At 60.8% G+C, this 24,051-nt stretch carries 15 protein-coding genes; 8 read left to right on the forward strand and 7 right to left on the reverse strand.

The genetic code is table 11. The features are described 5' to 3' along the window. The first annotated feature begins 72 nt into the window (after positions 1 to 72). From prmA to ACZ89E_RS19325, 7 genes are all read left to right on the forward strand, one after another. On the forward strand, positions 73 to 951 hold the full coding sequence (prmA, locus tag ACZ89E_RS19295) for a 50S ribosomal protein L11 methyltransferase (protein ID WP_149660670.1): 879 nt from the start codon (positions 73 to 75) through the stop codon (positions 949 to 951). Positions 952 to 981: 30 nt separating this feature from the next. Continuing rightward, positions 982 to 2,196, forward strand: coding sequence for a DUF3426 domain-containing protein (locus ACZ89E_RS19300; RefSeq protein ID WP_476256258.1), 1,215 nt, complete (start codon positions 982 to 984; stop codon positions 2,194 to 2,196). Between the two features lie 185 nt (positions 2,197 to 2,381). Further along, entirely contained in the window at positions 2,382 to 3,392 is a 1,011-nt protein-coding gene (gene dusB / locus ACZ89E_RS19305; protein WP_149660668.1) for a tRNA dihydrouridine synthase DusB, read from the forward strand. After that, a complete protein-coding gene (gene fis / locus ACZ89E_RS19310) occupies positions 3,389 to 3,709 on the forward strand; it encodes a DNA-binding transcriptional regulator Fis (protein ID WP_007907419.1) in 321 nt (106 codons plus the stop codon). Before dusB ends, fis begins: the two co-directional genes overlap by 4 nt. Positions 3,710 to 3,790: 81 nt before the next feature. Continuing rightward, positions 3,791 to 5,398 carry a bifunctional phosphoribosylaminoimidazolecarboxamide formyltransferase/IMP cyclohydrolase gene (purH, locus tag ACZ89E_RS19315; RefSeq protein ID WP_463259285.1) on the forward strand — a complete coding sequence of 536 codons (1,608 nt, stop codon included), beginning with the start codon at positions 3,791 to 3,793 and terminating at the stop codon, positions 5,396 to 5,398. Between the two features lie 169 nt (positions 5,399 to 5,567). Then, positions 5,568 to 6,863, forward strand: a complete 1,296-nt coding sequence (gene purD, locus ACZ89E_RS19320; RefSeq protein ID WP_463259284.1) for a phosphoribosylamine--glycine ligase — start codon at positions 5,568 to 5,570, stop codon at positions 6,861 to 6,863. 99 nt (positions 6,864 to 6,962) lie between these two features. After that, positions 6,963 to 9,737: a hybrid sensor histidine kinase/response regulator gene (locus tag ACZ89E_RS19325; protein ID WP_149660665.1), complete on the forward strand. Its 2,775-nt coding sequence runs from the start codon at positions 6,963 to 6,965 to the stop codon at positions 9,735 to 9,737. A gap of 43 nt (positions 9,738 to 9,780) precedes the next feature. Here ACZ89E_RS19325 and ACZ89E_RS19330 read toward each other — a convergent pair whose 3' ends face one another. Further along, the gene (locus ACZ89E_RS19330; RefSeq protein ID WP_476256259.1) at positions 9,781 to 10,482 is read right to left on the reverse strand and encodes a hypothetical protein; all 702 of its coding nucleotides are present in this window, start codon (positions 10,480 to 10,482) and stop codon (positions 9,781 to 9,783) included. Positions 10,483 to 10,539: 57 nt separating this feature from the next. Next, positions 10,540 to 11,331: a hypothetical protein gene (locus tag ACZ89E_RS19335; RefSeq protein WP_149660663.1), complete on the reverse strand. Its 792-nt coding sequence runs from the start codon at positions 11,329 to 11,331 to the stop codon at positions 10,540 to 10,542. A gap of 252 nt (positions 11,332 to 11,583) precedes the next feature. Here ACZ89E_RS19335 and ACZ89E_RS19340 point away from each other — a divergent pair, with 252 nt between their 5' ends. Beyond that, complete coding sequence (locus tag ACZ89E_RS19340) at positions 11,584 to 12,180, forward strand: MarC family protein (RefSeq protein ID WP_149660662.1); 597 nt, start codon at positions 11,584 to 11,586, stop codon at positions 12,178 to 12,180. Between the two features lie 91 nt (positions 12,181 to 12,271). On the opposite strand, the gene ACZ89E_RS19345 is transcribed toward ACZ89E_RS19340, so the two are convergent. The 5 genes from ACZ89E_RS19345 to cobG form a co-directional block, all read right to left on the reverse strand. Further along, complete coding sequence (locus ACZ89E_RS19345) at positions 12,272 to 19,240, reverse strand: TcdA/TcdB pore-forming domain-containing protein (RefSeq protein ID WP_476256260.1); 6,969 nt, start codon at positions 19,238 to 19,240, stop codon at positions 12,272 to 12,274. 377 nt (positions 19,241 to 19,617) lie between these two features. After that, positions 19,618 to 21,315 carry a precorrin-3B C(17)-methyltransferase gene (gene cobJ, locus ACZ89E_RS19350; RefSeq protein WP_476256261.1) on the reverse strand — a complete coding sequence of 566 codons (1,698 nt, stop codon included), beginning with the start codon at positions 21,313 to 21,315 and terminating at the stop codon, positions 19,618 to 19,620. Next, complete coding sequence (locus tag ACZ89E_RS19355) at positions 21,315 to 22,046, reverse strand: precorrin-2 C(20)-methyltransferase (RefSeq protein ID WP_149660738.1); 732 nt, start codon at positions 22,044 to 22,046, stop codon at positions 21,315 to 21,317. The genes cobJ and ACZ89E_RS19355 overlap by 1 nt, the downstream gene beginning before the upstream one ends. Further along, on the reverse strand, positions 22,046 to 22,672 hold the full coding sequence (locus ACZ89E_RS19360) for a precorrin-8X methylmutase (protein ID WP_149660659.1): 627 nt from the start codon (positions 22,670 to 22,672) through the stop codon (positions 22,046 to 22,048). The genes ACZ89E_RS19355 and ACZ89E_RS19360 overlap by 1 nt, the downstream gene beginning before the upstream one ends. Then, the gene (gene cobG / locus ACZ89E_RS19365; protein ID WP_476256262.1) at positions 22,665 to 23,969 is read right to left on the reverse strand and encodes a precorrin-3B synthase; all 1,305 of its coding nucleotides are present in this window, start codon (positions 23,967 to 23,969) and stop codon (positions 22,665 to 22,667) included. Before cobG ends, ACZ89E_RS19360 begins: the two co-directional genes overlap by 8 nt. Positions 23,970 to 24,051 lie beyond the last annotated feature (82 nt).

Consider the following 24,051-nt stretch of genomic DNA (forward strand, 5'->3'; position numbering starts at 1 on the left):
CGCGCTCGCGTAAACTTGCGCGCTTCTCGCAGCCCGCTAGGCTGCAATCAACATTTTTCAAAGGTGCCCGCCATGCCTTGGCTGCAAGTCCGTCTCGCCATCAGCCCAGAACAAGCCGAAACCTACGAAGACGCTTTCCTCGAAGTGGGCGCCGTGTCGGTGACGTTCATGGACGCCGAAGACCAGCCGATCTTCGAACCGGAACTCAACACCACGCCGCTGTGGTCGCACACCCATTTGCTGGCCCTGTTCGAAGACGGCACCGAAGCCGCCAGCGTCCTGGCCCATATGGAGCTGCTGACCGGCGGCCCGCTGCCCGAGCATCACAGCGAAATCATCGAAGACCAGGACTGGGAACGCAGCTGGATGGATGGCTTCCAGCCGATGCGTTTCGGTGAGCGCCTGTGGATCGTCCCGAGCTGGCACGCCGCGCCGGAACCCGACGCCGTGAACCTGCTGCTGGATCCGGGCCTGGCGTTCGGCACCGGCACCCACCCGACCACCGCGCTGTGCCTGGAATGGCTCGACGGCCAGGACCTGAAGGATTGCAACGTCCTCGACTTCGGCTGTGGCTCGGGGATTCTGGCGATTGCCGCCCTGTTGCTGGGCGCCAAGGAAGCCGTCGGCACCGACATCGACGTGCAAGCCCTGGAAGCCTCCCGCGATAACGCCGGGCGCAACAACATTGCCGAAGCACTCTTCCCGCTGTACCTGCCGCAAGATCTGCCGCAGGTGCAGGCCGACGTGCTGGTGGCCAATATCCTGGCGGGGCCGCTGGTGTCCCTGGCGCCGCAACTGTCGAGCCTGGTCAAACCGGGTGGCCGCCTGGCGTTGTCCGGCATCCTCGCCGAACAAGGCGAAGAAGTGGCCAAGGCCTACGCCCAGGACTTCGATCTGGACCCGATTGCCAATCGCGATGGCTGGGTGCGCATCACTGGCCGTCGGCGCTAGAATGAGCGCCTGCATAATCCGGATCGCCGCATGACCGATAGCTTCGTCACCCAGTGCCCGCATTGCCAAACCAGCTTCCGCGTCAGCCATGCCCAATTGAGCGTGGCCCGTGGGGTGGTTCGCTGTGGCTCCTGCTTGCAGGTGTTCAACGCCGCCAAGCAACTGCTTGAGCAGCGGGCCGGCAAAGACGCTGTCACACCGGTCGCCCCGGCCATCGTCGAGCCGCCGGTACGGGCCATCAGCCAAAAGCAGTGGTCCGCCGCCGAAATGGACCTGGACAGCCTCGACCTGGACCAGGAACTGGCCCGGCTCGAACAGCGGGAAATCCAGCCCACCAAGGAATTCGGCCAGCACCGCGAAGACACCTTGAGCGCGCGCCGGGACAGTGTCGAGCACGACGACGAGCCCTGGTCCGACAGCCTGTTCAGCGAATCGGCCGCCGATCGCGCCCAGGCCGTCGAAGCCGACCAACGGGAAACGCAAGCTGATCCGGGCAAGCACTCGCGCACCGAACCTTCGTTCTCGCTGGAACCGGTTGATCTGGACGACGAGCCCCAGGTGCCGCACCTGCGCCTGAATGATCCACTCGACACGCCGCTGCGCCATGATCGTCTGTCGGCCGCCGCTACCACTGACGACGACCTGCCTCCGATTGTCCCCTTGCGCAAGCGACACGAACGCAGCGAGGCGACCGAGCGTGACGAAGCCTTGCTCGACCTGTCTGACGACCCGCTGCAACTCGATTGGCAAAAACGCCGCTCGCCGTGGGGCCGACGGTTTTTCTGGCTGGTGCTGATCCTGCTCGGCGTCGGCGCCCTCGTCGGCCAGTACGTGGCCTACCATTTCGAAGAACTGGCGCGCCAGGACCAATACCGCCCGTGGTTCCAGCAACTGTGCCCGCACATCGGCTGCACGGTGCCGTCCAAGGTCGACATCGCCAAGGTCAAAAGCAGCAACCTGGTGGTGCGCAGCCACCCGGACTTCAGCGGCGCGCTGGTGGTGGATGCGATCATCTATAACCGCGCGGCGTTCTCCCAGCCCTTCCCGCTGCTGGAACTGCGCTTTGCCGACCTCAACGGCCACCTGATCGCCAGTCGTCGCTTCAAACCCGGCGAGTACCTCAACGGTGACCTCGAAGGCATGGCCGAGATGCCACCACAGACGCCGATCCACATCGCGCTGGACATCCTCGATCCAGGCCCCAAAGCGGTGAACTACAGCCTGAGCTTCCATTCACCCGAGTGAAACGCTTCAGTGTTGCGGGATTGACGGCGGTTTTCTGACTTCACCCCTGCGAACCAAACCGCTGGCGATAACAGAATAACTGTTCAGATTTTGTTCAATTCAGCCTTTAACCAGTCATCGAGAGCGGGTATCATGCCAACCCTTTTTCGAACTCTAATGATCCGGCCCCACAACAGGGAAGTCCTATGTCGGCGGTACGCATCGGTCCATATACATTGCACAACGGCTTGATCCTCGCCCCGATGGCGGGGGTCACCGACCAGCCCTTTCGTCAGCTGTGCAAGCGACTGGGCGCAGGGCTTGTAGTCTCGGAAATGGTCACCAGCGACATGAGCTTGTGGAACACCCGCAAATCGCGGATGCGCATGATCCACGAAGGTGATCCCGAGCCACGCTCGGTACAGATCGCCGGTGGCGATGCGCAAATGCTGGCGGACGCGGCCCGGGCCAACGTGGAACTGGGCGCACAGATTATTGATATCAACATGGGCTGTCCGGCGAAGAAGGTCTGCAACAAGGCCGCCGGTTCCGCGCTGTTGAAAGATGAAGCATTGGTGACCGAGATCCTGCAGGCCGTGGTGGCTGCGGTGGATGTGCCGGTCACGTTGAAGATCCGCACGGGTTGGGACCGGGACAACAAGAACGGCCTGACCGTGGCGAAGATCGCCGAGCAGGCAGGCATCACGGCGCTGGCGGTCCATGGCCGCACCCGGGCCGACCTGTACACCGGCGAGGCCGAGTACGACACCATTGCCGCGATCAAGCAGGCGGTGTCGATCCCGGTCTTCGCCAATGGCGACATCGATTCACCCGAGAAGGCCCGGTACGTGCTCGACGCGACCGGTGCCGATGGCCTGTTGATAGGCCGGGCCGCCCAGGGGCGGCCATGGATTTTCCGTGAGATCGACCATTTTCTGCGGACCGGCGAAAAACTCCCGGCACCGGAACTGATCGAGGTGGAACGTATTCTGCTTGAGCATCTGGCCGCGCTGCACGCTTTCTACGGAGACGTGATGGGCGTACGCATTGCCCGCAAGCATGTGGGCTGGTACCTCGCAACCCTGCCGGGCGCCAGGGAGTTCCGCGCCCACTTCAATCGTTTGGATGGTACGGAAACACAATGCGCCAACGTCCGGGAGTTCTTCGCCGAACGTTACAAGAGCCTGACAGGGGACGGAGAAGGGGTGGCCGCATGACGATGATGACCGAGACTTTAGTGAGTGGAACAACACCCGTGAGCGACAACGTGAATTTGAAACAGCACCTCAATACGCCGAGCGAAGAAGGCCAGACCCTTCGCGGGAGTGTCGAGAAGGCGCTGCACAATTATTTCGCCCACCTTGAGGGCGCTGCCGTCACGGATGTGTACAACCTGGTGCTCTCCGAAGTCGAGGCTCCCCTGCTCGAGTGCGTGATGAACTATGTCAAGGGCAACCAGACCAAGGCCAGCGAGCTGCTCGGGCTGAACCGAGGCACGCTGCGCAAGAAACTCAAGCAGTACGATTTGCTGTAAGCATTCAATCAAACCAGAAAGGCGCCCGCGTAAAAACGGTCGCCTTTTTTGCTGACTCCTTTGCTTTTGATGGAAATTGAAATGACCGACCAGACTACCCGCCTGCCGATCCGCCGCGCCTTGATCAGCGTCTCCGACAAGACCGGGATCCTCGAATTCGCCAAGGAGCTCGAAGCCCTGGGTGTCGAGATCCTCTCCACCGGCGGGACGTTCAAGCTGCTGCGTGACAACGGCGTTGCCGCAGTGGAAGTCGCGGATTACACCGGTTTCGCAGAAATGATGGACGGTCGGGTCAAGACCCTGCACCCGAAAATCCACGGTGGGATCCTCGGTCGTCGCGGTATCGACGACGCCATCATGAACGAGCACGGCATCAAGCCGATCGATCTGGTGGCGGTCAACCTGTACCCGTTCGAAGCCACCATCAACAAGCCAGGCTGCGACCTGCCGACCGCCATCGAAAACATCGACATCGGCGGCCCGACCATGGTCCGTTCGGCGGCAAAAAACCATAAAGACGTGGCCATCGTGGTGAATGCCAGCGACTACGCCAACGTCCTGGAAAGCCTCAAGGCCGGCGGCCTGACCTACGCACAGCGTTTCGACCTGATGCTCAAGGCCTTCGAACACACCGCCGCCTACGACGGCATGATCGCCAACTACATGGGCACCGTGAACCAGGCCGCTGAAACACTCAGCACCGAAGGTCGCAGCGAGTTCCCGCGCACGTTCAACAGCCAGTTCGTCAAGGCGCAGGAAATGCGCTACGGCGAGAACCCGCACCAGAGCGCGGCGTTCTACGTGGAAGCCAAGCCTGCCGAAGTCGGCATCGCCACCGCGACCCAACTGCAAGGCAAAGAACTGTCGTACAACAACGTGGCCGACACCGACGCCGCGCTGGAATGCGTAAAAAGCTTCGTCAAGCCGGCCTGCGTGATCGTCAAGCACGCCAACCCGTGCGGCGTTGCGGTCAGCCCGGACGCCGAAGGCGGCATCCGTCAGGCTTACGAACTGGCTTATGCCACCGACACCGAATCGGCGTTCGGCGGCATCATCGCCTTCAACCGCGAGCTGGATGCTGAAACCGCCAAGGCCATCGTCGAGCGTCAATTCGTCGAAGTCATCATCGCGCCATCCGTCAGCGCAGAAGCTCGCGCCATCGTGGCGGCCAAAGCCAACGTGCGCCTGCTGGCCTGCGGCGAGTGGTCGGCTGATCGCGCCGCTGCCTGGGACTACAAGCGCGTCAACGGCGGCTTGCTGGTACAGAGCCGCGACGTCGGCATGATCAGCAGCGCAGACCTGAAAGTCGTGACCAAGCGTGCGCCGACCGAACAGGAAATCAACGACCTGATCTTCGCCTGGAAAGTAGCCAAGTACGTTAAATCCAACGCCATCGTCTACGCCAAGAACCGTCAGACCATCGGTGTCGGCGCTGGCCAGATGAGCCGTGTGAACTCCGCGCGTATCGCCGCGATCAAGGCTGAACACGCCGGTTTGCAAGTGGCGGGCTCGGTGATGGCATCGGACGCGTTCTTCCCGTTCCGCGACGGCCTGGACAATGCGGCCAAGGTCGGTATCACCGCCGTGATCCAGCCAGGCGGCTCGATGCGTGATGCGGAAGTGATTGCTGCCGCTGACGAAGCCGGCATCGCCATGGTCTTCACCGGCATGCGCCATTTCAGGCACTGAGTGCAGCGACAAGTCCCAAGCTGCAAGCGACAAGTAAAAGCCGACCTGCGTAGCTCTTACTGCCACTTGCAGCCTTACTAATTCAGAGCTGCACGCCGCACTTCAGAGCGATACAGATTGCTCTCAACTTGCCGCTTGCAGCTTGCAGCTTCTCCGAAGGAGTCTTCTTTTGAACATTTTGATCATTGGCAGCGGTGGCCGTGAACACGCCCTGGCCTGGAAAGTGGCTCAGGATCCGCGCGTGCAGAAGGTTTTCGTCGCGCCGGGCAACGCTGGTACGGCCATCGAAGCCAAATGCGAGAACGTCGCCATCGACGTGCTGGCCCTTGAGCAGTTGGCCGACTTTGCCGAGAAGAACGTTTCCCTGACCATCGTCGGCCCGGAAGTCCCGTTGGTTGCCGGTGTTGTCGACCTGTTCCGCGCCCGTGGCCTGGATTGCTTCGGCCCGACCGCGGGCGCTGCCCAGCTGGAAGGCTCGAAAGCGTTTACCAAGGATTTCCTGGCGCGCCACAAGATCCCGACCGCCGACTACCAGAACTTCACCGAGATCGAGCCGGCCCTGGCTTATCTGCGTGAAAAAGGCGCACCGATCGTGATCAAGGCCGACGGCCTGGCCGCCGGTAAAGGCGTGATCGTCGCCATGACTCTGGCCGAAGCCGAAGACGCCGTGCGCGACATGCTCGCCGGCAACGCGTTCGGCGACGCCGGTTCCCGCGTGGTGATCGAAGAATTCCTCGACGGCGAAGAAGCCAGCTTCATCGTCATGGTCGACGGCAAGAACGTATTGCCGATGGCCACCAGCCAGGACCACAAACGCGTCGGCGACGGCGACACCGGCCCGAACACCGGCGGCATGGGTGCTTACTCCCCTGCCCCGGTCGTGACCGCTGAAGTGCACAAGCGCGTGATGGACCTGGTGATCTGGCCAACCGTGCGCGGCATGGCCGATGAAGGCAACGTCTACACCGGTTTCCTCTACGCCGGCCTGATGATCGACAAAGCCGGTAACCCAAAAGTTATCGAGTTCAACTGCCGTTTCGGCGACCCTGAGACCCAACCGGTGATGCTGCGCTTGCAGTCGAGCCTGGTATTGCTGGTCGAAGCGGCCCTGGCGCAAGCCCTGGACAAGGTCGAAGCGCAATGGGATCCACGTCCGAGCGTCGGCATTGTATTGGCGGCAGGCGGCTATCCGGGCGACTACGCTAAAGGCGTGGCGATCAACGGTCTGGAAGCAGCGGCGGCACTGGAAGGCAAAGTCTTCCACGCCGGTACCGCGCTGAAGGACGGCCAGGTGGTAACGGCCGGAGGTCGGGTGTTGTGCGCCACGGCCATGGGCGCCAGCGTCGATGCGGCCCAGCAGCAGGCTTACAAGCTGGCGGCGAAGATCGACTGGGAAGGCAGCTTCTATCGCAAGGACATTGGCTACCGTGCCATTGCCCGCGAGCGTGGCGAAAATCAGGAATAGGCCAGCCATTCGGCCAGGCAAGGGCGTGATGCCCTTGCCGGACTGTTCCAGCGCCGCGCATAGTTATATTCTGGCATCAACCTACGAAGGGATTTCGCCGTGCGCTGGCTCAGGATTGCCATAGGTCTTACCGTCACTCTGTTGACCTTGCTCTGCATGCTCCCGGCCCAGGCCGCGCAAGGCAGTGGCTGGTCGGTATTGCTCGACGAACAGGGCGACCTGGCGCTGAGCGACATCCGTTCCGCCCGCTTCACCAATCAATTCAGCCCCATCGAACTTGACCGCCTCACCGCGGCCGAGCCCGACGGTGCGTTATGGCTGCGTTTTCGCCTGGCCCCCGGCAAGCACGAACAATTGCTGCGGGTGTTCGCCCCGGACCTGTCACACCTCAATCTGTATGTGCTGGACGGCGAAAAGCTGGTCGAGCAACTGAACACCGGCACCCAGCAGCCCCAGGCCGATCGGCCATTACCCAGCAGCGACTTCATGTTGCCGCTGCCGCAAAGCGACAAACCCCTCGACGTCTACCTGCGACTGGTGTCCGAACACCAATTGCGGCCTTACATCACCCTGCAATCGGCAGTAATGACCGCCGCCAATCAGAACCTCACGCTGATCTATGGCCTGCTGTTCGGCTGCATCGCCATGCTGATCCTGCACAACATCGTGCGCTACGCCTACACCCGCTCGCGCAGCAGCCTGTGGCTGGCCGCGTGCGAATTCCTGCTGATGCTCAGCCTGATCCTGCTGCTGAACCTGGCCGGACCGTGGCTGCCGAACTGGCACGCGGTCCAGACCCCCGGCGCCTATCTCGCCTTGCTGCTGACCGCGCCGTGCGGCCTGATGTTCGCCTACCGCTTCTTCGCGCCGCTGGGCCCGCACCCGCTGAACAAATTGCTGCTCGGGGCCATTCTGTTCACGGTGGTCTGCGGGCTGCTGCTGTTGTTCGTCAACACCCTGCCGTTGAACATCATCACCTACGCCCTCGTCGCGCTCGCAGGCTTGAGCATGCTGTTCGTCAGCGCCTTCCACTGGCAAAAAGGCTATCGCCCGGCGCGCCTGTTCGTGGCGGCCATGGTGGTGTTCAACATCGGCGCGCTGATCATCCTCCCGGCACTGTTGGGGCTGACCCTGGTGGCGCCGCAAGGCCTGATCATCACCTTGCTGGCCTTCATCTGCATCAGCGGCCTGTTGATGAGCATCGCCCTGGGCGAGCGCCAGCGCAGCATCACCGAAGACCGCTTCAGCGTCAGCCGTGACCTGGCCGCCAGCAATGCCGAGATCAACGCCAAGGCCGAGTTCCTGGCCAAGATCAGCCACGAGATCCGCACGCCGATGAATGGCGTATTGGGCATGACCGAACTGCTGCTGGGTACGCCGCTGTCGGTCAAGCAGCGGGATTACGTGCAGACCATCCACAGCGCCGGCAACGAACTGCTGACCCTGATCAACGAGATTCTCGACATCTCCAAGCTCGAGTCCGGGCAGATCGAACTGGACGACGTGCAATTCGACCTCAATGCCCTGATCGAAGACTGCCTGAGTATCTTCCGGGCCAAGGCCGAACAGCAGAACGTCGAGCTGATCAGCTTTATCCAGCCGCAAGTGCCACGGGTGATCAGCGGTGATCCGACGCGCCTGCGCCAGACCCTGCTGAGCCTGCTGGAAAACGCCCTGAAAAAGACCGACGAAGGCGAAATCCTGATCGTCGTCGCCCTCGACGAACGCAGCGCCAAACCACGCCTGCGCATCGCCGTGCAGGACAGCGGCGTGCCGATGGAAGCCGAGGAACGCGATGCGTTGATGCACGCCGAGTTGCACAGCAAGCATTTCCTCTCGGCCACGCGCCTGGGCGGCAACCTGGGGCTGGTGATCGCCCGTCAGTTGATTCGCCTGATGCAAGGGGAATTCGGGATCAAGAGCGGCACCAATCAGGGCAGCACCTTATGGCTGACCTTGCCGCTGGACCCGGATCGCCTGGAACACCCGACCTCCGACCTCGACAGCCCGTTGCAAGGCGCGCGGGTGCTGGTGGTGGACGACAACGACACCTGTCGCAAGGTGCTGGTGCAGCAATGCAGCGCCTGGGGCCTGAACGTCAGCGCCGTGCCATCCGGCAAGGAGGCGTTGGCGTTGCTGCGCACCAAGGCGCACCTGCGCGACTACTTCGACGTGGTCCTGCTGGACCAGAACATGCCCGGCATGACCGGCATGCAACTGGCGGCCAAGATCAAGGAAGACCCGAGCCTGAACCACGACATCCTGCTGATCATGCTCACCGGCATCAGCAATGCGCCGAGCAAGATCATCGCCCGCAACTCGGGGATCAAGCGCATCCTCGCCAAACCGGTGGCCGGCTACACCCTCAAGACCACCCTGGCGGATGAGCTGAACCAGCGCAACAAAGGCCAGGTCGTGAACCATCACCTGCCCGCCGGCCCGACCCTGCCGGTCAAGGTGCCGAGCGACTTCAGGATCCTGGTGGCCGAAGACAACAGCATCTCGACCAAGGTCATTCGCGGCATGCTGGGCAAGCTCAACCTGCAACCGGACACCGCCAGCAACGGCGAAGAGGCCTTGCAGGCGATGAAGGCCCAACGCTACGACCTGGTGTTGATGGATTGCGAAATGCCGATCCTCGACGGCTTCTCCGCCACCCAGCAATTGCGGGCGTGGGAAGTCGGCAACCAACGGATTCGCACCCCGGTGGTGGCGTTGACCGCACACATCCTCGCCGAGCACAAAGAACGCGCGCGCCAGGCGGGTATGGACGGGCACATGGCCAAACCGGTGGAGTTGTCGCAGTTGCGTGAACTGATCGAACACTGGGTGGCCCAGCGCGATCAGCAGAATCGTACAGCCTCGACGTTCTGAAGCCGCTCTCGCGGCAGGTCCAGGCTGTTCGGCATCTCAAGACTCAGGGCTGCGACTTCTCGCTCACTGTTATCACTGCGACATTGTCCTTGAGCCTGTCCCGAACTTTCTGGGCAATAAGGTCACGCACGGGGCTATAGCGGGTTTCGGCCAGTTTCGCCTGGTCGTAGCGCATGGACACAGAGCCTGGCACGTCCAGGGCTGTATGCAACTGGGCGAAGGGGTTGGGGCCGACGGCCTGATGGGATTGAAACTCGAAATACACACTGGTGAGTGAAGTCGCCGATTGCGCCAGGAGCACCAGCAAACGTGCATTTTTCGAGGACGCTTCCGTGTCCTCCCGCTGTCCATCGATAGCGTTTTGCAGGTGTTTACGCAGTAAGCCGATGGCAGGCTCGGTCCCCGGCAAACCTGCTACCTGCTTCAAGGCTGCAGCAATGAGTTGTCCTTCGCTCATTTCACCCTTGCCCATCGCGCCGACGATCCAGTCGACCGCAGACTCAGCACTATCGCCGGTTATCCGCCATTTCTGCTGTGCTTTTGCATACCGCAGCCAGAAATCATCCAGCACTTGCAAATAAGCATCGTACCAATTGCGTTGCGGGTGCTTTTCAACTTCTTTGTTGGCAACCAGTTGCGCCAGCAATACAGAGTTGAGCATGTCTGTGCCGACGACACTTTTATCCGCGCCAGGAATAATAACGAGCGCACTGCCAACGACCAAAAAGGAAAATTTGTAATCCATTCAACCCCCGTACTATTGAAAGAGCGGCCGATACCTGGCCGCTCCGTCACGAATTAATCAGATTTCGTAATCTTCAATCTTCTTCTCGATATTCAAGCCCAGTTTAGTCTTGATCGCTTCGCGAGCCTGATTAGCGACCATATCGTTTTTGGCAAACATGGTTTCACCGCGATACAGTTTCGCATCACGAATATCTACATCCACGAACAGCACTTTGGTCGACGAGTTTCGACGCATGAAACGCACCGCGCCTACGGCCATGATCGCCTCGCCATTAACTTCAGTGCACGCACCGGTGGCGACACCGCCAATACCGTTTTCCAGCAGGTTTCGCTCATACGTGGTCAGCGCGGTATCGCGTTTCTGCAAAGCGGAAATGGCATCCCCCGCGACCTTGAGCATCAGTGCACTGGTCGGGCCCGGCAGGGCGACACCGGCGACGACCGAGCCCAGGATCTCCAGTACCAACTTATCCATACGGACGCTGGTCCCGGACACATTCAAATCACTGTAGAACTTGGTGACTGGCGTCCAACCGCAACTGGTCATCACTTCGCGGAACATCTCGTAATTTTCTTTACCCTGATGTTGCAACGGGTATTTCTTGTTTGCTACCAGGGAAGCGAACAGAAAGGCGTTCTGAGCATCCGAGCGATTTTCCGCACTGAGATTACCGGTGAACGTTACAACGGCTTCGCCCACAATAGACGCTTTGCTCGGCTCTTCAACAGGCGGTTGCGCCATTAGAAAGCCACGCGGACGGGAAACTTCCGGGGCATCAACTTCATACGCTTCAATATTTTTCAGGCAAGTAGCAACATAGCTGTCACGAATAGATTGGTTGTACATAACAAACTCCTTGTTAAATAATTAATCAAACTCATCATGAGCTTGTGGAACCCACTCTAACCAAGCTCTAAAAAACCAACAAACTGAAAGCTGTAACATTATCCTTAATCAACTTTCGCAACTAAGAAACCACCCCCTGAACACACTGGAGCAGCGCAAGAACGAAGGTAAAAAAGACGCTTGAAACATATCCCACGGGCCACGTATCGACTGATAGACTCCGCCTCAACTCTCTTGCTGCGAGTTCCAACCATGCTCCACGTGTTATTCAGCGTTTACCTGAAGATGTTGGTGCTCTACAGCCCGTTCTTCGTATTGTCCTGCTTCATCAGCCTGACCCGCGGTTACTCACGCAAGGAGCAACGTCGCCTGGCCTGGAAAGTGGCCCTGGCGACCCTGATCTCGAGCGTCTTGCTGTACCTGTTCGGGCGAGTGATCTTCGACGTGTTCGGGATCACGGTGGATGCCTTTCGCATCGGCGCCGGCAGTGTGCTGTTCATCTCCGCGCTCGGCATGGCCCAAGGCAAATCCGTGGTGCAGACCGACAACGTGCAACAAGACGTGACCATCGTGCCGCTGACCATTCCCCTGACCGTCGGCCCCGGCACCATCGGTGCGCTGCTGGTGATGGGCGTCAGCCAGCCGCATTGGGATGACAAACTCACGGCCATCCTCAGCATTGCCATGGCCAGCCTCACCGTGGGCGTGGTGCTTTACCTGTCCAACCGTATCGAACGCATCCTCGGTGATCAGGGCTTGCAGATCGTCAGCCGCTTGATGGGCCTGTTCGTCTGCGCCCTGGCGGCACAAATCATCTTTACCGGGGTCAGGGGTTACCTGGTGCCCTGAATGCCACGTCTTGAAAAGTGACCGTGAAAAAAAACGCCGCAGGTTTGAATAACCTGCGGCGTTTTCATTTACACGGACTGCCGAAGCCCTGTCACTTCGGGTTTATCCGCCGGACCAGCGCCGCCAGCGAATCAACCTGACCGACGCTCAGCGCCCCGATCAATTGCTCCAGGCTCACGGTTCGTGTTTCACCCAGCACGTGCAGGCCCAGGCTTACCTGGCTGCGCGAAGCTGGATCAGCCGATTCCACCTCGCTCAGGACCAGGCTGTGGCCTGAGTCCGGATCGGTGAACAGCAACTGCCCGTCAACCTGATCCACGCGCCACAGATCCTGAGGACCGACGTCCATGATCAGGGTGGTGGACGGCCCGGCCGCACCGTCCGATGATCGCCCGGAGGCATCCAGCACCAGGCATTCCAGACGCTGCCAGACCGCAAGCGATACGCGACAACTCAGCGAATCCGAGCCCGTGCCCAGGACCAATTGTGTGACGCCATCAGGCAGCAGTGGCTCCAGGTCGGTGAAGCTGCCCTGCAGTCGCAGGGTCAGCACGTCACCCTCACGCCGGGCGAAGCTCGGCTGCACCCACACGACCTTGGATGAGTTGTAAGTCAGCTCAGTCGGCACTTCATGCACCAATGCCATGGTTTTGTTGCCGACACCCAGGTTGCGAACACCCAGCAATCGCATGTCAAGCTTGGAGCCACTCACGCCCACCACCTCATCAATGTCGCTCACATACCAGTCACGGCTGAAGCGATTGCCGATGGACACATTAGGGTGATGCGGGTGCTGGCTGACCAGCGTTTTCAGAGCAGCTCTTGCACGGTCGTGCCTCGGATCAAACGTTGCGGCATTGGCCCGGAGCCATTTCTCCGTGACACCGACGATGCGGGCTTGAAGACCGTATTGCAAATCAAGCTGAATGCCATCGCGGGTCACGCCCCTCAGGCCGCTGCCATGCAGCTCGACCTCGGCAAACGTCCATTCTGACCACTCGCGCTGCGCGGCGGCCAACGGATGGCCTGATAGCAGGCGCGTGCCCTGGGCAAATGCCGCGCTCAGTTGTTCGTTATCCAGATAGGCTTGGCGATAAAGCTGGCCAGTCGTCGGTGCGAACAACCAGGCGTAGCGTTGGTCCGGGGTGGTTGCCAGGAAACGCAAGCCCTGGTCGCTCTGAGCATCGACCAACAGCAAACGCTTGTCCTGATACCAGCCGACCAGCGCGCTTCCCCGGGACGTGGTCAATCCCGTCACCTCGATGCCTGCCACCTGATACTGCTCGGCCAGCAATGCCAACTCGCTCAGCCAATTAGCCTGCTTTTCCAGCCACGTCAGGTTGACCCCGCAGAGTTCCACCGTCCCGGAGCCGCGTGCATCAAACATCAGGCCGGAGTCGGTCACCACCAGGTAGCTGCGCCCCTGTGCCGTCAAGCTCTTGATGCCGTCCAGCACTGTCTCGACGGTGATCCTGTCTCCCTCGCCTCGAGTGCCGCGTCGCAGCCGCCCGAGAGAAATGGTGTAGATCAGGAAGCTGTCGTGCTGATCCGTCTCTGGCATTAGCAACACAGCGTTATCAGCGACAGGGTCAGCACTGACAATCATCCAGTTGTCACGGATGCGCAACCAGGAGGTGTAGATCCGAGTCTTCAAGTGGGCCTGCAATGCGAGGTACAGCGGCGGTTGCCACTGTTTGACATCCGAAGCCATGTTCGGCGTGGCATCCGCATAAACATCGCTCAAGCTGAACAGCGCCAGGAAGTCATTCCAGGCATACCAGTACGGGTCCTCCTGATCTGCGTCGCTCACCATTGTCGATACGGCGCTCATATGGATCTGATCGCCCTGTACCAAATAGACCAGGCTATAGGACTGGCCGTTATTACCCATCACCTGCTGCACAACTCGCACCGTCGACCCCGCACTCTCACAAGCGATCAGGGTCGAACCCGACTGAGGATTGAGCAACCGGTAGCGACGGTTGACCAGCCCGGTGGATACATCGACGCGCCAGATGCTCGTGTGTTCACGATGATAGAAATACACGTGGTCGCCCACCACCGTGCCGAGCTGAAGTTCCTCGCGGACAGCGGCAGGCAGGTTGCGCGCGTACAGCGTCCGTTTTTTCGCTACGTCGTAGAAAGCCCGGGTTCGAACCGGTGCCGCCGGGTCACTGAAAGGCGCGGTGAAGTGCTGCAACGGCAGATAGGGGGTGGGGATTCGGTGATCATCACCCAGTTTGGCCAATTGTTCTCGCAAGGCTGCCAAGTCGGTCTTGTCGCTGATATTCAGTTGCGTCAGGACCAACTGGCGCTTCGCCCGATCGACCTGGAACACCTGACCGCCTTCAAGCAGCAGATAGATTTCGTTGCCCGCTTCGACCGTGACTTCAATGCCACCCACTTTCAGCGTCGAGTCACCCACAACCACGCTTCGTTCATTGACCCAGGCCGCGCCAATCATCCAACGCATCGCGCCAGAGCCTTTCAAGGTGGTCAGCTGCACGCTGGCAATGCCCGGGATGAGCGTGAGAGAGCATTGTCCGCCGACGCCTTCAATGTCATAGGAGACCAGGCCATGGCATTCAGCAAGAATTGGCCAGACGGACAACGAGGTGACGACTTTATCCAGGTGCACACTGATTTGCGTGGGTTCATAGACTGGCAATAGTTTGTAGACGATATATTCGAAAGGGGTCCAGGGAGTGAAGTAAAACTGGCGGTTGCCCCGACCATCGAACTCCAGCTCGCGTGCCTCGTCGAAGCCTTTGTCATGCCGGTTCACGGCACCAGGCAGCAACTGATACTCAAACCCGTAATGACGTTTGGGCGTGCTCGGCAGCACGACCCTGGTGATCACTTCATCACCGGGCTGGTCGGTATTAGGGTCAATGCCGCCATCAATCAAGGCAAAGTCGAGCAAGCCCCAATTATCCCGTAGATCAATCCCCCGGGACCTGTCGACCACATAGTCCGGCAAGCCTGGCCCGTTTCGCCGCGAGGGAAACAACTTATGCGTGTCGAACTGGATATTCCGACGGCGTAGTTCAATCGTGGTGGTCACGACCTCCGGCCTTGGCCACAACACGCCATTGAACACCAGGTGACCGCCATCCTCGTAGGCGGACTTCAACCTGTAGAAATACTTGCCGACGCTCTGCGACTTCAGAAGGATCGAGCTGTAGTTATTGACCAGGGCTGAAACGCCAAAACCGATTCCTGCCAATGGCACCGCGACTGCTCCGGCAAAAGCACCGGCGGTGCCGCCGACGGCCAGCCCACCCACTCCGAGTACCAGCCCCACCGAATCAAAAAACAGCTGAGTACCGATACGCGCGATTTGCGCGGGGTCATCGGCGTTGGCCAGTTCATAGATATCGAACCCGACGCTGGCAACGGCCAGCAGATGGCCGATGCCCTCACCAACGGCCCGGCCCAGCGCGCGACCGACCACACTGGACGTCGTGGCGGCGATCACCTTCTCGTTTCTCAAGGCCTCACGCACCAGCCGTATGACGCCGACCACATCACTGACAACGCCGTGAATCATTTGTGCGTAAACGACATAGCTGTGCAGCCGCACGGACAGCGCCAACGGCGCGTTATCGGCGCTCAATGCGCCCTCGCGCTGATGCAGTGCGAGCATCAGGGACTGGATCGCGAAACCGGCGTTCAGTGTATTGACCGGCGAAGCTTCGGCGGGTTGGCCCAGCGCCAGAAAACGTTCGCGCAGATAGGATTTGATCCGGATCAGGCGAGTGTCGGCCGTGGTGACACTCATCACCGTCTGCGAATTCTTGACGTTGACCATCGACACCGTGACTTGGCCGGCGGCGTTGGTTTGTGCGGTTTCGATCATTGGGATGAATTCACGACCCAGGCTGTTTTCCAGGCGCAGCCGGGAGGTCACTTCATCCAGTTGCCGGGCCCAGTTTTGGCCTTCCAGATCCGCCAGCCCCTGACCCAGACGGGCATTTTCCGACAGGGAGCGTGCGCGCAATGCCGCGTGATGCGCCCATGGCGTGACCGCCGTGTCGCCACTCAGTGGGGCATGTTCCAGCAATGCAGATACTGCAACATGCGACGGCAGCGACCTCTCGGCGATTCGCGAGCCATTGAGATCGAGCACATGGTAGGTCGCATCCACCGACGGGCTGATGCCGTACAGGCCACTGATGCCCGGATCGCCGAGAAACTGCTGGAGGCCGCGGCGCAGAGCTTGAGCCTCTGTAAAACCAAAGATGCCAAAGTTCGGGTCATAGAACCGGTAGCTGCTTGATGCTCCGTCGACCACTTTGGCGATCAGCATCGAGTGGTTGTCGGTATTGACCATCAATGTGCGGGTGCTAGCACTGTCTTCCAGCGTTCGCAGAAGCTGGTCCAGCCGCAACTGACCGGCCGGCGTACCGGTCTCGACCATCGCCACCGTCCGCAACTCATCCAGGGTGCGCAGAAACACGTGGCTATCGTTGGCATTCGGGTCCAGGTTCGCGTTGGCCACGCGAGCGATCATTGCGTCTACTGCCGACGCGTCCTTCGACAGCGCCGCCGCCAGGGTCAGCACCAGCGGATAGCAGTGCCGGCCGGGGTCGCCTTCTGCGCGAATCAAAAGCCCCTGCGGCATCATCTTGGCGGACGACGCGCCCGCCGCGACAAAACGTTCCAGCACGGAAGCACTGCGGTCCAGAACCTGGATGCGTAATTCGTGTTCGGTTTGCAGGCGGATCCGAGCGATGTGCTCGCCCCACGCGCGCACACTCAACGGTTGGGTAAAGGCCAGAGCCTTGAGGGTTTTGGCGTTTTGCGCCGAGACTTCGAAACGCGCTTGTCCTTCGGCGAAACCAGCGGCAAAAGCGGGACTGTTCTGGCTGAGCAACGCTTGCTCAATCGCGAGGTAGCGCTGCGCAAGACCGCGCTCGACGGTGTTCTGTGCCAGCTCGCGGCTGCGCTGCCAGGTGTCGGCAAACCCCGCATCGTCCAGGGTTTGGGCGCCGAACAAACCGCCGAGATACACCCGGTGCACCGGGCTCAGTTGGTTCAGCGGCAGTGAACCATGGGCGATACGGGCGAACAGTTCGTTAAAGTTGCCCAGCGGCTGAGCACCAATTGACGACGGCAGTTCGACCGGCGCTTGTGCGCGGATCCGCTGGCGCTCTTCGAAACTGACACGCAGCCGCCCTTGAAGGCGAACCTCGCCGGTCAATTTATCGGTCATGGCGCGGACGAAGGATTCACCCGATTCATCGACCCAGCGTTGCAATAACGGGGTATCCAGGACCGGACGCCCCTCGATCACCGGCCAGCCTTTTTCGAAGGTCAGGGCCTGGCCTTTGAGCAACTCGGCAAGGTCACCGGCGTAACGGGTTTTGTAGCGGCCGGCGGTCCATTTTTCCTGTTCTTGTTGCAGCCATTCCTGTGGATTGTCGTTGACTGACCAACCAGAAATTTTGTCTTCTTCGGTCAGATCGTTGAAACCTTCCTTCAGTTGCATGTCCACCCTGATGGTTGCAGCCCCGCTAGGCGAAAGGTGCATTTCGCCAAATTCTGCAAGACCGAGTACCGTCGCACCAGGGCCAGTCATCGCAACGGTTCCACGAGCTTCCGGCCGTATTCCATCCCGGTAATAAGCGCTGATTCCATCCGTCACATTTTTGATTACGGTACTGGGATCACTAGACTGGAATGAACGTTGTGCATAGCGATCGCGCACGACATCAACAATAAGATCAGACGCTACCCGGGCATCTCCAAAATCAGTTCCCAGAGCTAACAGCCTTCGCTCGACTTCAAGCAAGCAGTCGTAGTGGAAACGGATCAATTGCAGCGTGTGCTGCACAGCTCCGCTCTTTGGGTGGGCGATGATGTGCGAATTCATATCACCGAACGTGGCACGCGCCAGGCGCATGCCGTCCACGGCGACTCGATTGTCTTTGGGTAAGACAAAAATGTCATGAACCGAGGGCTTACTTTCGGCAAACTTGCGCAGTGCCTCTTGATGCTCCACCGGGATGCTCCCGGTTCGATCCTCGTAGCGTTTAACATCGCGCCCCGGCAACAGCAGCGCATTGTGATTGAGCAGAAGTTGCAACACGCCTATTGCTGCCCCATCGCTAAACTTGCTGATATCGACACCGCCGATCGGCTTGATCAGCCCCGGCAAGTAATCCAGGTCGCTGTAGCGTCCACCTTCAATATCCACCGCCAGCAGGCGCACCACATCACTGGCCGCTGCAAAATTGCCACGCATCGCCACTTCACGCTGATAAACATCCCAGAGAAAGTGCGACTGGAACGTATCGCGAACATCGCGCAGGCGGGTGTTGTCATCAACCATGGCCAAGTGACTGTCCAGGCACTTTTGCCGGAAGGCCGTGAGCACATCCTTGTCTTTGCCATAAGCCCTGACCATCAAATCGATCCGCGCTTCATCGGCCTTGCCGGCCCATTGCGGCTGGGCGAGATGCTCAGCCATTTGCCACTTGAGCACCCGCGCCCGATCTTCGATCATCCCCGCCAGTTCAGCCGGCTTCGTTACCGTGGCGCCGCCCGCCTCCATGGCATGCACCCTGGCGCTCTCATGGATGACCCGATTCATCTCAAAGGCCAGCAATGCATCGCTGTCGTACCACAGGTTGAACCGATGCCCCTCGGGCACCATCACCTGGCGCCAGATGTTCATGTAATCCCTTTGAATGGCGCCGAACTCGCTGCCACCGACCCAGACAAAGTGCATGACCTTCGGCACTTCCGGTTGCGTACCGACCAACATGTTGACGGTGTTTTCGCAGCGCACCGCGTATTCCCTGACCGTTGCAATCAGCCTGGTCTGCTCCCCGGTCGTCGGTGTCTCGAGTTGCTTGATCAGCGACGTCAGGGTGTCTTCGAACAGCTTGACCGCCGTGAGTTCTTCGGACACATCCATGGCGCTAATGGAGGCCTGAAAATACCGTTCCAAGTGACTGAATTCGGGCATCGAAACAGCTTCGGCCAGTATCGACCTGACTTCAGCCATATCGATCCAGGCCGGCAGGGCCAGCGCATTCAAATTACGTTCTTCCATGACAACTTATCCATTGAATAAAAAATGGGACACGCGTGGGCACGTCGAAAAATGTTCATCCCTCGACATTCAACTTCGCATTGATTTTTCTTGGCAGTTATTAAATACGATCCATCAGACAAGCACACACCGCCACTTGCAACTGGAGTAACAAGTCACAATTGAAATCATCTGAAAAGTATTAAAATTAATAACAACAAACACACTGCACGGAACAAAACTAATAGTTCGCATAGAACTTTTCAAACCACAAACAAATTCATTTAATGTCTACACAACTTGAAACTTAGTGCCAGGCACACAAAAACCAGCCCGACATCACATCGTGCCAACTAATAAATGAACAAAAAAACGCCTCCGAGTGGAGGCGTCGTGCATCAAGAGGTCGGCTTGTCGCCGTACCAGCGCGGCGTATAGACCCACGCACCACCCTCGGCGCGAGGGAACACGCAGGTGGTGGACGAACCGACCAGCACCATCGTGCGCATGTCCACTTGGTCCGGGGTCAATTGGCCAAGCGTGGTGACACGCAATGTCTGCCCCGGCCGGCCAATGTCACGCCCCAGCACCACCGGCGTTTCGGCGGTGCGGTGCTGCGCGACGATCTCCAGCGCGCGGCCCAGCTGCCACGGACGTGAGCGGGAGATCGGGTTGTAGAAGGCCAGGGCCAAGTCGGCCTGGGAGGCCAGATCCAGTCGTTTCTCGATGATCGCCCACGGCTTGAGGTTGTCCGACAGCGACATCACGCAGAAGTCATGGCCCAGTGGCGCACCCGCCTGAGCGGCGGTGGCCAGGGACGCGGAAACGCCGGGCAGGATTTCCAGATCGACGTTGTGCCAGTTGGCATCGCTGGATTCGTGCAAGGCTTCGAGCACCGCCGCAGCCATGGCGAACACGCCCGGATCACCCGACGACACCACCACCACCGAACGCCCCTGGGCCGCGAGTTCGAAGGCGTGGCGGGCACGCTGCATCTCTTCGCGGTTGTCGGTGCAGTGCATCACTTGATCGGCGCGGAACGGCCCGGCCATGCGCACGTAGGTTTCGTAACCCAGGATGTCATTGGCCCGGGCCAGTTCGGCCCTGACCGCCGGCACCATCAATTCGGCGGCGCCGGGGCCGAGGCCGATCACGGCGAGACGACCACGCGGGCGGCCGAGCAGCAGTGGGTCGAGAGGTTCGGCGGCGACGGCGATGGCCATCGAGTCATTGATTTCAATCGACGTCAGCAGCGACGGCACTGCACTGCGGGCCAGCTCAAGCACGCTGCCGGGCCGGGCACTGAATCGCAGCGGCACACCCAATTCCAGCGCCGCTTCGCGCAGGGCCGGGTTGGCCATCTCGCGTTCATCGGCCAACAAACAGGCCAGCGATTGCAGCGCAATATTCGCGTCATGCAATGCGGTGCGAAGGGTTTCAGCCGTCCCCGCCGTCAACGCCACCAGCACGTTGCGCGGATAGATCAGCAGTTCATTGGCACTCGGCTCACGCTCGGCATGCCCGACATGAATCGCCAATCGCGCCTGCTGATCCTCCGGCAACTGCGCCGCGGCCAGCCACGGCGCCGGGCCTTCGATGCGCACCGATTCACCCGCGAGCAAATCCGAAACGAAGCGCTTGCCCAGCTCCAGATCGCCCAAGGCATAACCAGCGGACGGGTTGAGCAGGCAGGTGCCGAAGCGCAATTCACCGCTGGTGGTGATCGCGGCGGCGACGTCCAACGCGGCGGCGATTTCCCGCGCCAAGACATTCACGCCACCCAGGCCACCGAGCAGCGGCACTACGGCGCTGCCGTCTTCGGCCACCGCGAGCACTGGCGGCTCGGCGCCTTTTTCCAGGAGCAACGGCGCCAGGGTGCGGATGACAATGCCGGCGGCGCACAGGGCGATGATCGGCGTGTCTTGCTGATAGAGTTCGCGCAGGGTCGCGCCAAATTCCTGATAGTCGCGGTTGGCGCCTTCAACCCGCCCGGCCAGTCCGTGAATCAAAGCGTCCGGGTAGCGCTGCTGAATCCGCCGCGCCGTGGCGAGGCTGCCATTGCCGAGGATGACAATGGCCGGAGCAGGACGGCCCATCACCCTTGCCACCGTTCGCCGGGGACGATGATCAGCGAGAAGTAGGGCGAGGACATCGGCTCGACTGCATCCAGCGGCACGATTTTCTGGTTGGCCATGGTCGCGCGTTCGACGTACAGCGCACGCCCGGCCAGACCGAGTTCTTCCAGCACCTGGCGCACCTTGGGGAAGTTGCGCCCCAGCTTCATGATCACCGCCGCGTCCGCATCCGCTAGACGACGCTTGAGTTCGTCATGGGGCAGCACGCCGGACAGCACCGACAAACTCTGATTGCGATACACCAGCGGCGCGCCCAATACCGAAGCACCGCCAAGCATCGAGCACACACCCGGCACCACTTCAGCCACATAACGTTCGGCCAAACGATCGTGCAGGTACATGTAGGAACCGTAGAAGAACGGATCGCCTTCGCAGATCACCGCCACGTCGCGCCCGGCGTCCAAATGTTGCGCCAACTGCTCGGCGGCGGTGTCGTAGAAATCGCTGATCACTTGTTCATAGGACAGCGGCGCCGGCAGCGCTTCGGTGGTCACCGGGTACACCAGCGGCAACAGGTTTTGTGCATCGACAAGGTGCGCTTCGATGATGCCGAACGCATTGCCCTTCTTGCCCTTGGCGACGAAGTACGCCACCACCGGCGATTCGCGCAGCAGGCGCAGGGCTTTGACGGTAATCAGTTCCGGGTCACCGGGGCCCACGCCCAGGCCGATCAAGCGTCCAGGCTGCTGCATCATTCGATCTCCGTGGCGAGCGCGTTGACGGCGGCGGCGGCCATGGCGCTACCGCCGAGCCGGCCTTGCATGATGACGAACGGCACGCCGCGACTGTCCGCCGCCAGCGCGGCTTTCGATTCGGCGGCACCGACGAAGCCCACCGGGAAGCCGAGGATCAGCGCTGGTTTCGGGGCGCCGGCGTCGAGCATTTCCAGCAAATAAAACAACGCGGTCGGCGCGTTGCCGATCACCACCACGCTGCCTTCCAGGTGCGGGCGCCACAGTTCCAGCGCGGCGGCGGAACGGGTGTTGCCCAACTCACGGGCCAGCTCCGGCACGCTGTCGTCGCGCAGGGTGCAGATCACTTGATTATTGGCGGGCAGGCGCGTGCGGGTCACGCCTTCGGACACCATCCGCGCGTCGCACAGAATCGGCGCGCCGGCGGCCAGGGCATCGCGCCCGGCCTTGCCGGCACCTTCGGAGAATTGCAGACCGTCGATGGCGTCGACCATGCCGCAGGCGTGGATCACCCGCACCGCGAGTTTTTCCAGGTCGGCCGGGATGCGCGAGAGGTTGGCCTCGGCACGAATGATCGCGAAGGAGTTGCGATAGATCTCCTGACCGTCGCGGATGTAATCAAGCATCAAGGGGGCTCCGTGAGCGGGCGTCGAGCAAGGTCGCGACCGCTTCAATAGTAAGGTTGCGTGCGTGCAGCGCGCCGAAACCGGGCTGTGCTGCATCGCGAAAATAGAGGTCGTAGTGACCGGGAGAAACCGCCAGCAAGGTGACCGGCGCAACGTGCGCGGCGGCGCAGGAACGCGGGCAGCCGGACAGGTGCACATTGAGGATCTGGTCGTGACGTTGCAGCAGCGCCGCCAGTTGCAGGGCATCGCTTTTGGTGTCGGACACACCTTTGCCGCAACCGGCGGAACCGGTGCAGGCAATCACATGGGTCAGGGCGTCGTCGGCCGAGCAGCGCAGGCCGAGGTTTTCCAGGCGGTGGATAACTTCAGCGGCGTCGTCTTCGTGGATAGTGGGCAGCAGCAGGCTTTGCCATGGCGTGAAACGTAGGGTGCCGTCGCCCTTCTCGCGAGCCAGTTGTGCCGCGCCACGGAGCATGGCGGGATCGAGCCGGCCCAACGTGGGCACCGCGCCGATATAGACGCGACCGGCATCGCGCTGTGGATGCGCGCCGATGTGCAGGACGCCAGAAACGGTGCGCGGCACACTGGCGATGGACAGCAGCGGCACACGTTCGGCCAATTGCGCGACAAACCCGGCCAGCGGGTACTCGGCCAACAGATGACGCAGGCGGGTCTGCTCGGGGCGCGCCAGGTCGAGGAACCGCTCCAGCACCGCGATCACCAAGGCATGACCGTGTTCCAGCCGCACCGCGCCCAGGGCTACGTCCGTCGGGCAGCCGGCCAGGCCGAACGCCAACAGACACTCGCCATTCTGTTCAACGGCACTCAGCCACAGGTCATGGTGATGTTCGAGCATCGCCAAGGCTTCGCCGCCATCGAGTTGCACGGCGAACTTGGCGCTCAACCCGTGGAAACGCTCATGGCTTTGCAGGCTGGTGAGGATCTGCTCGGCCAACGGGCGCGTGTCGAACAGCATCTGCCGATCAATCCCGGCGCTCGGGCTGAGCATCAGGTTGCGCACATCGTCGCCCGCCGCCGTGCGTGGCCCCAACCCGGCGGCCAGCAGGCTGTCGATCAATGCCGTCTCTTCGCGGCCAATCCCGCGAATCTGCAGGTTGGCGCGGTTGGTCGCCTCGATCACGCCGCCGGCGTAACGCTCGGCGGCATCGGCCACGGCGTCAGCCTGGGCTGCGCTGATCGAGCCGCCATTCAACTTGATCCGGCAGATACCGCCATCCAGCGCCTGGACAATACGCAGCAACCCCGGGCAAGCCGAGGGGCGTAAGGCGGTGGACATCGGACGGACGTTCAAGGGATGGTTGGCTGCGCGGTGATGGGCGAAAGGTCGCCATTATGCCTGCTTTGCCCGAGCGCATGAA

The organism is Pseudomonas sp. TE3899 (assembly GCF_056279105.1).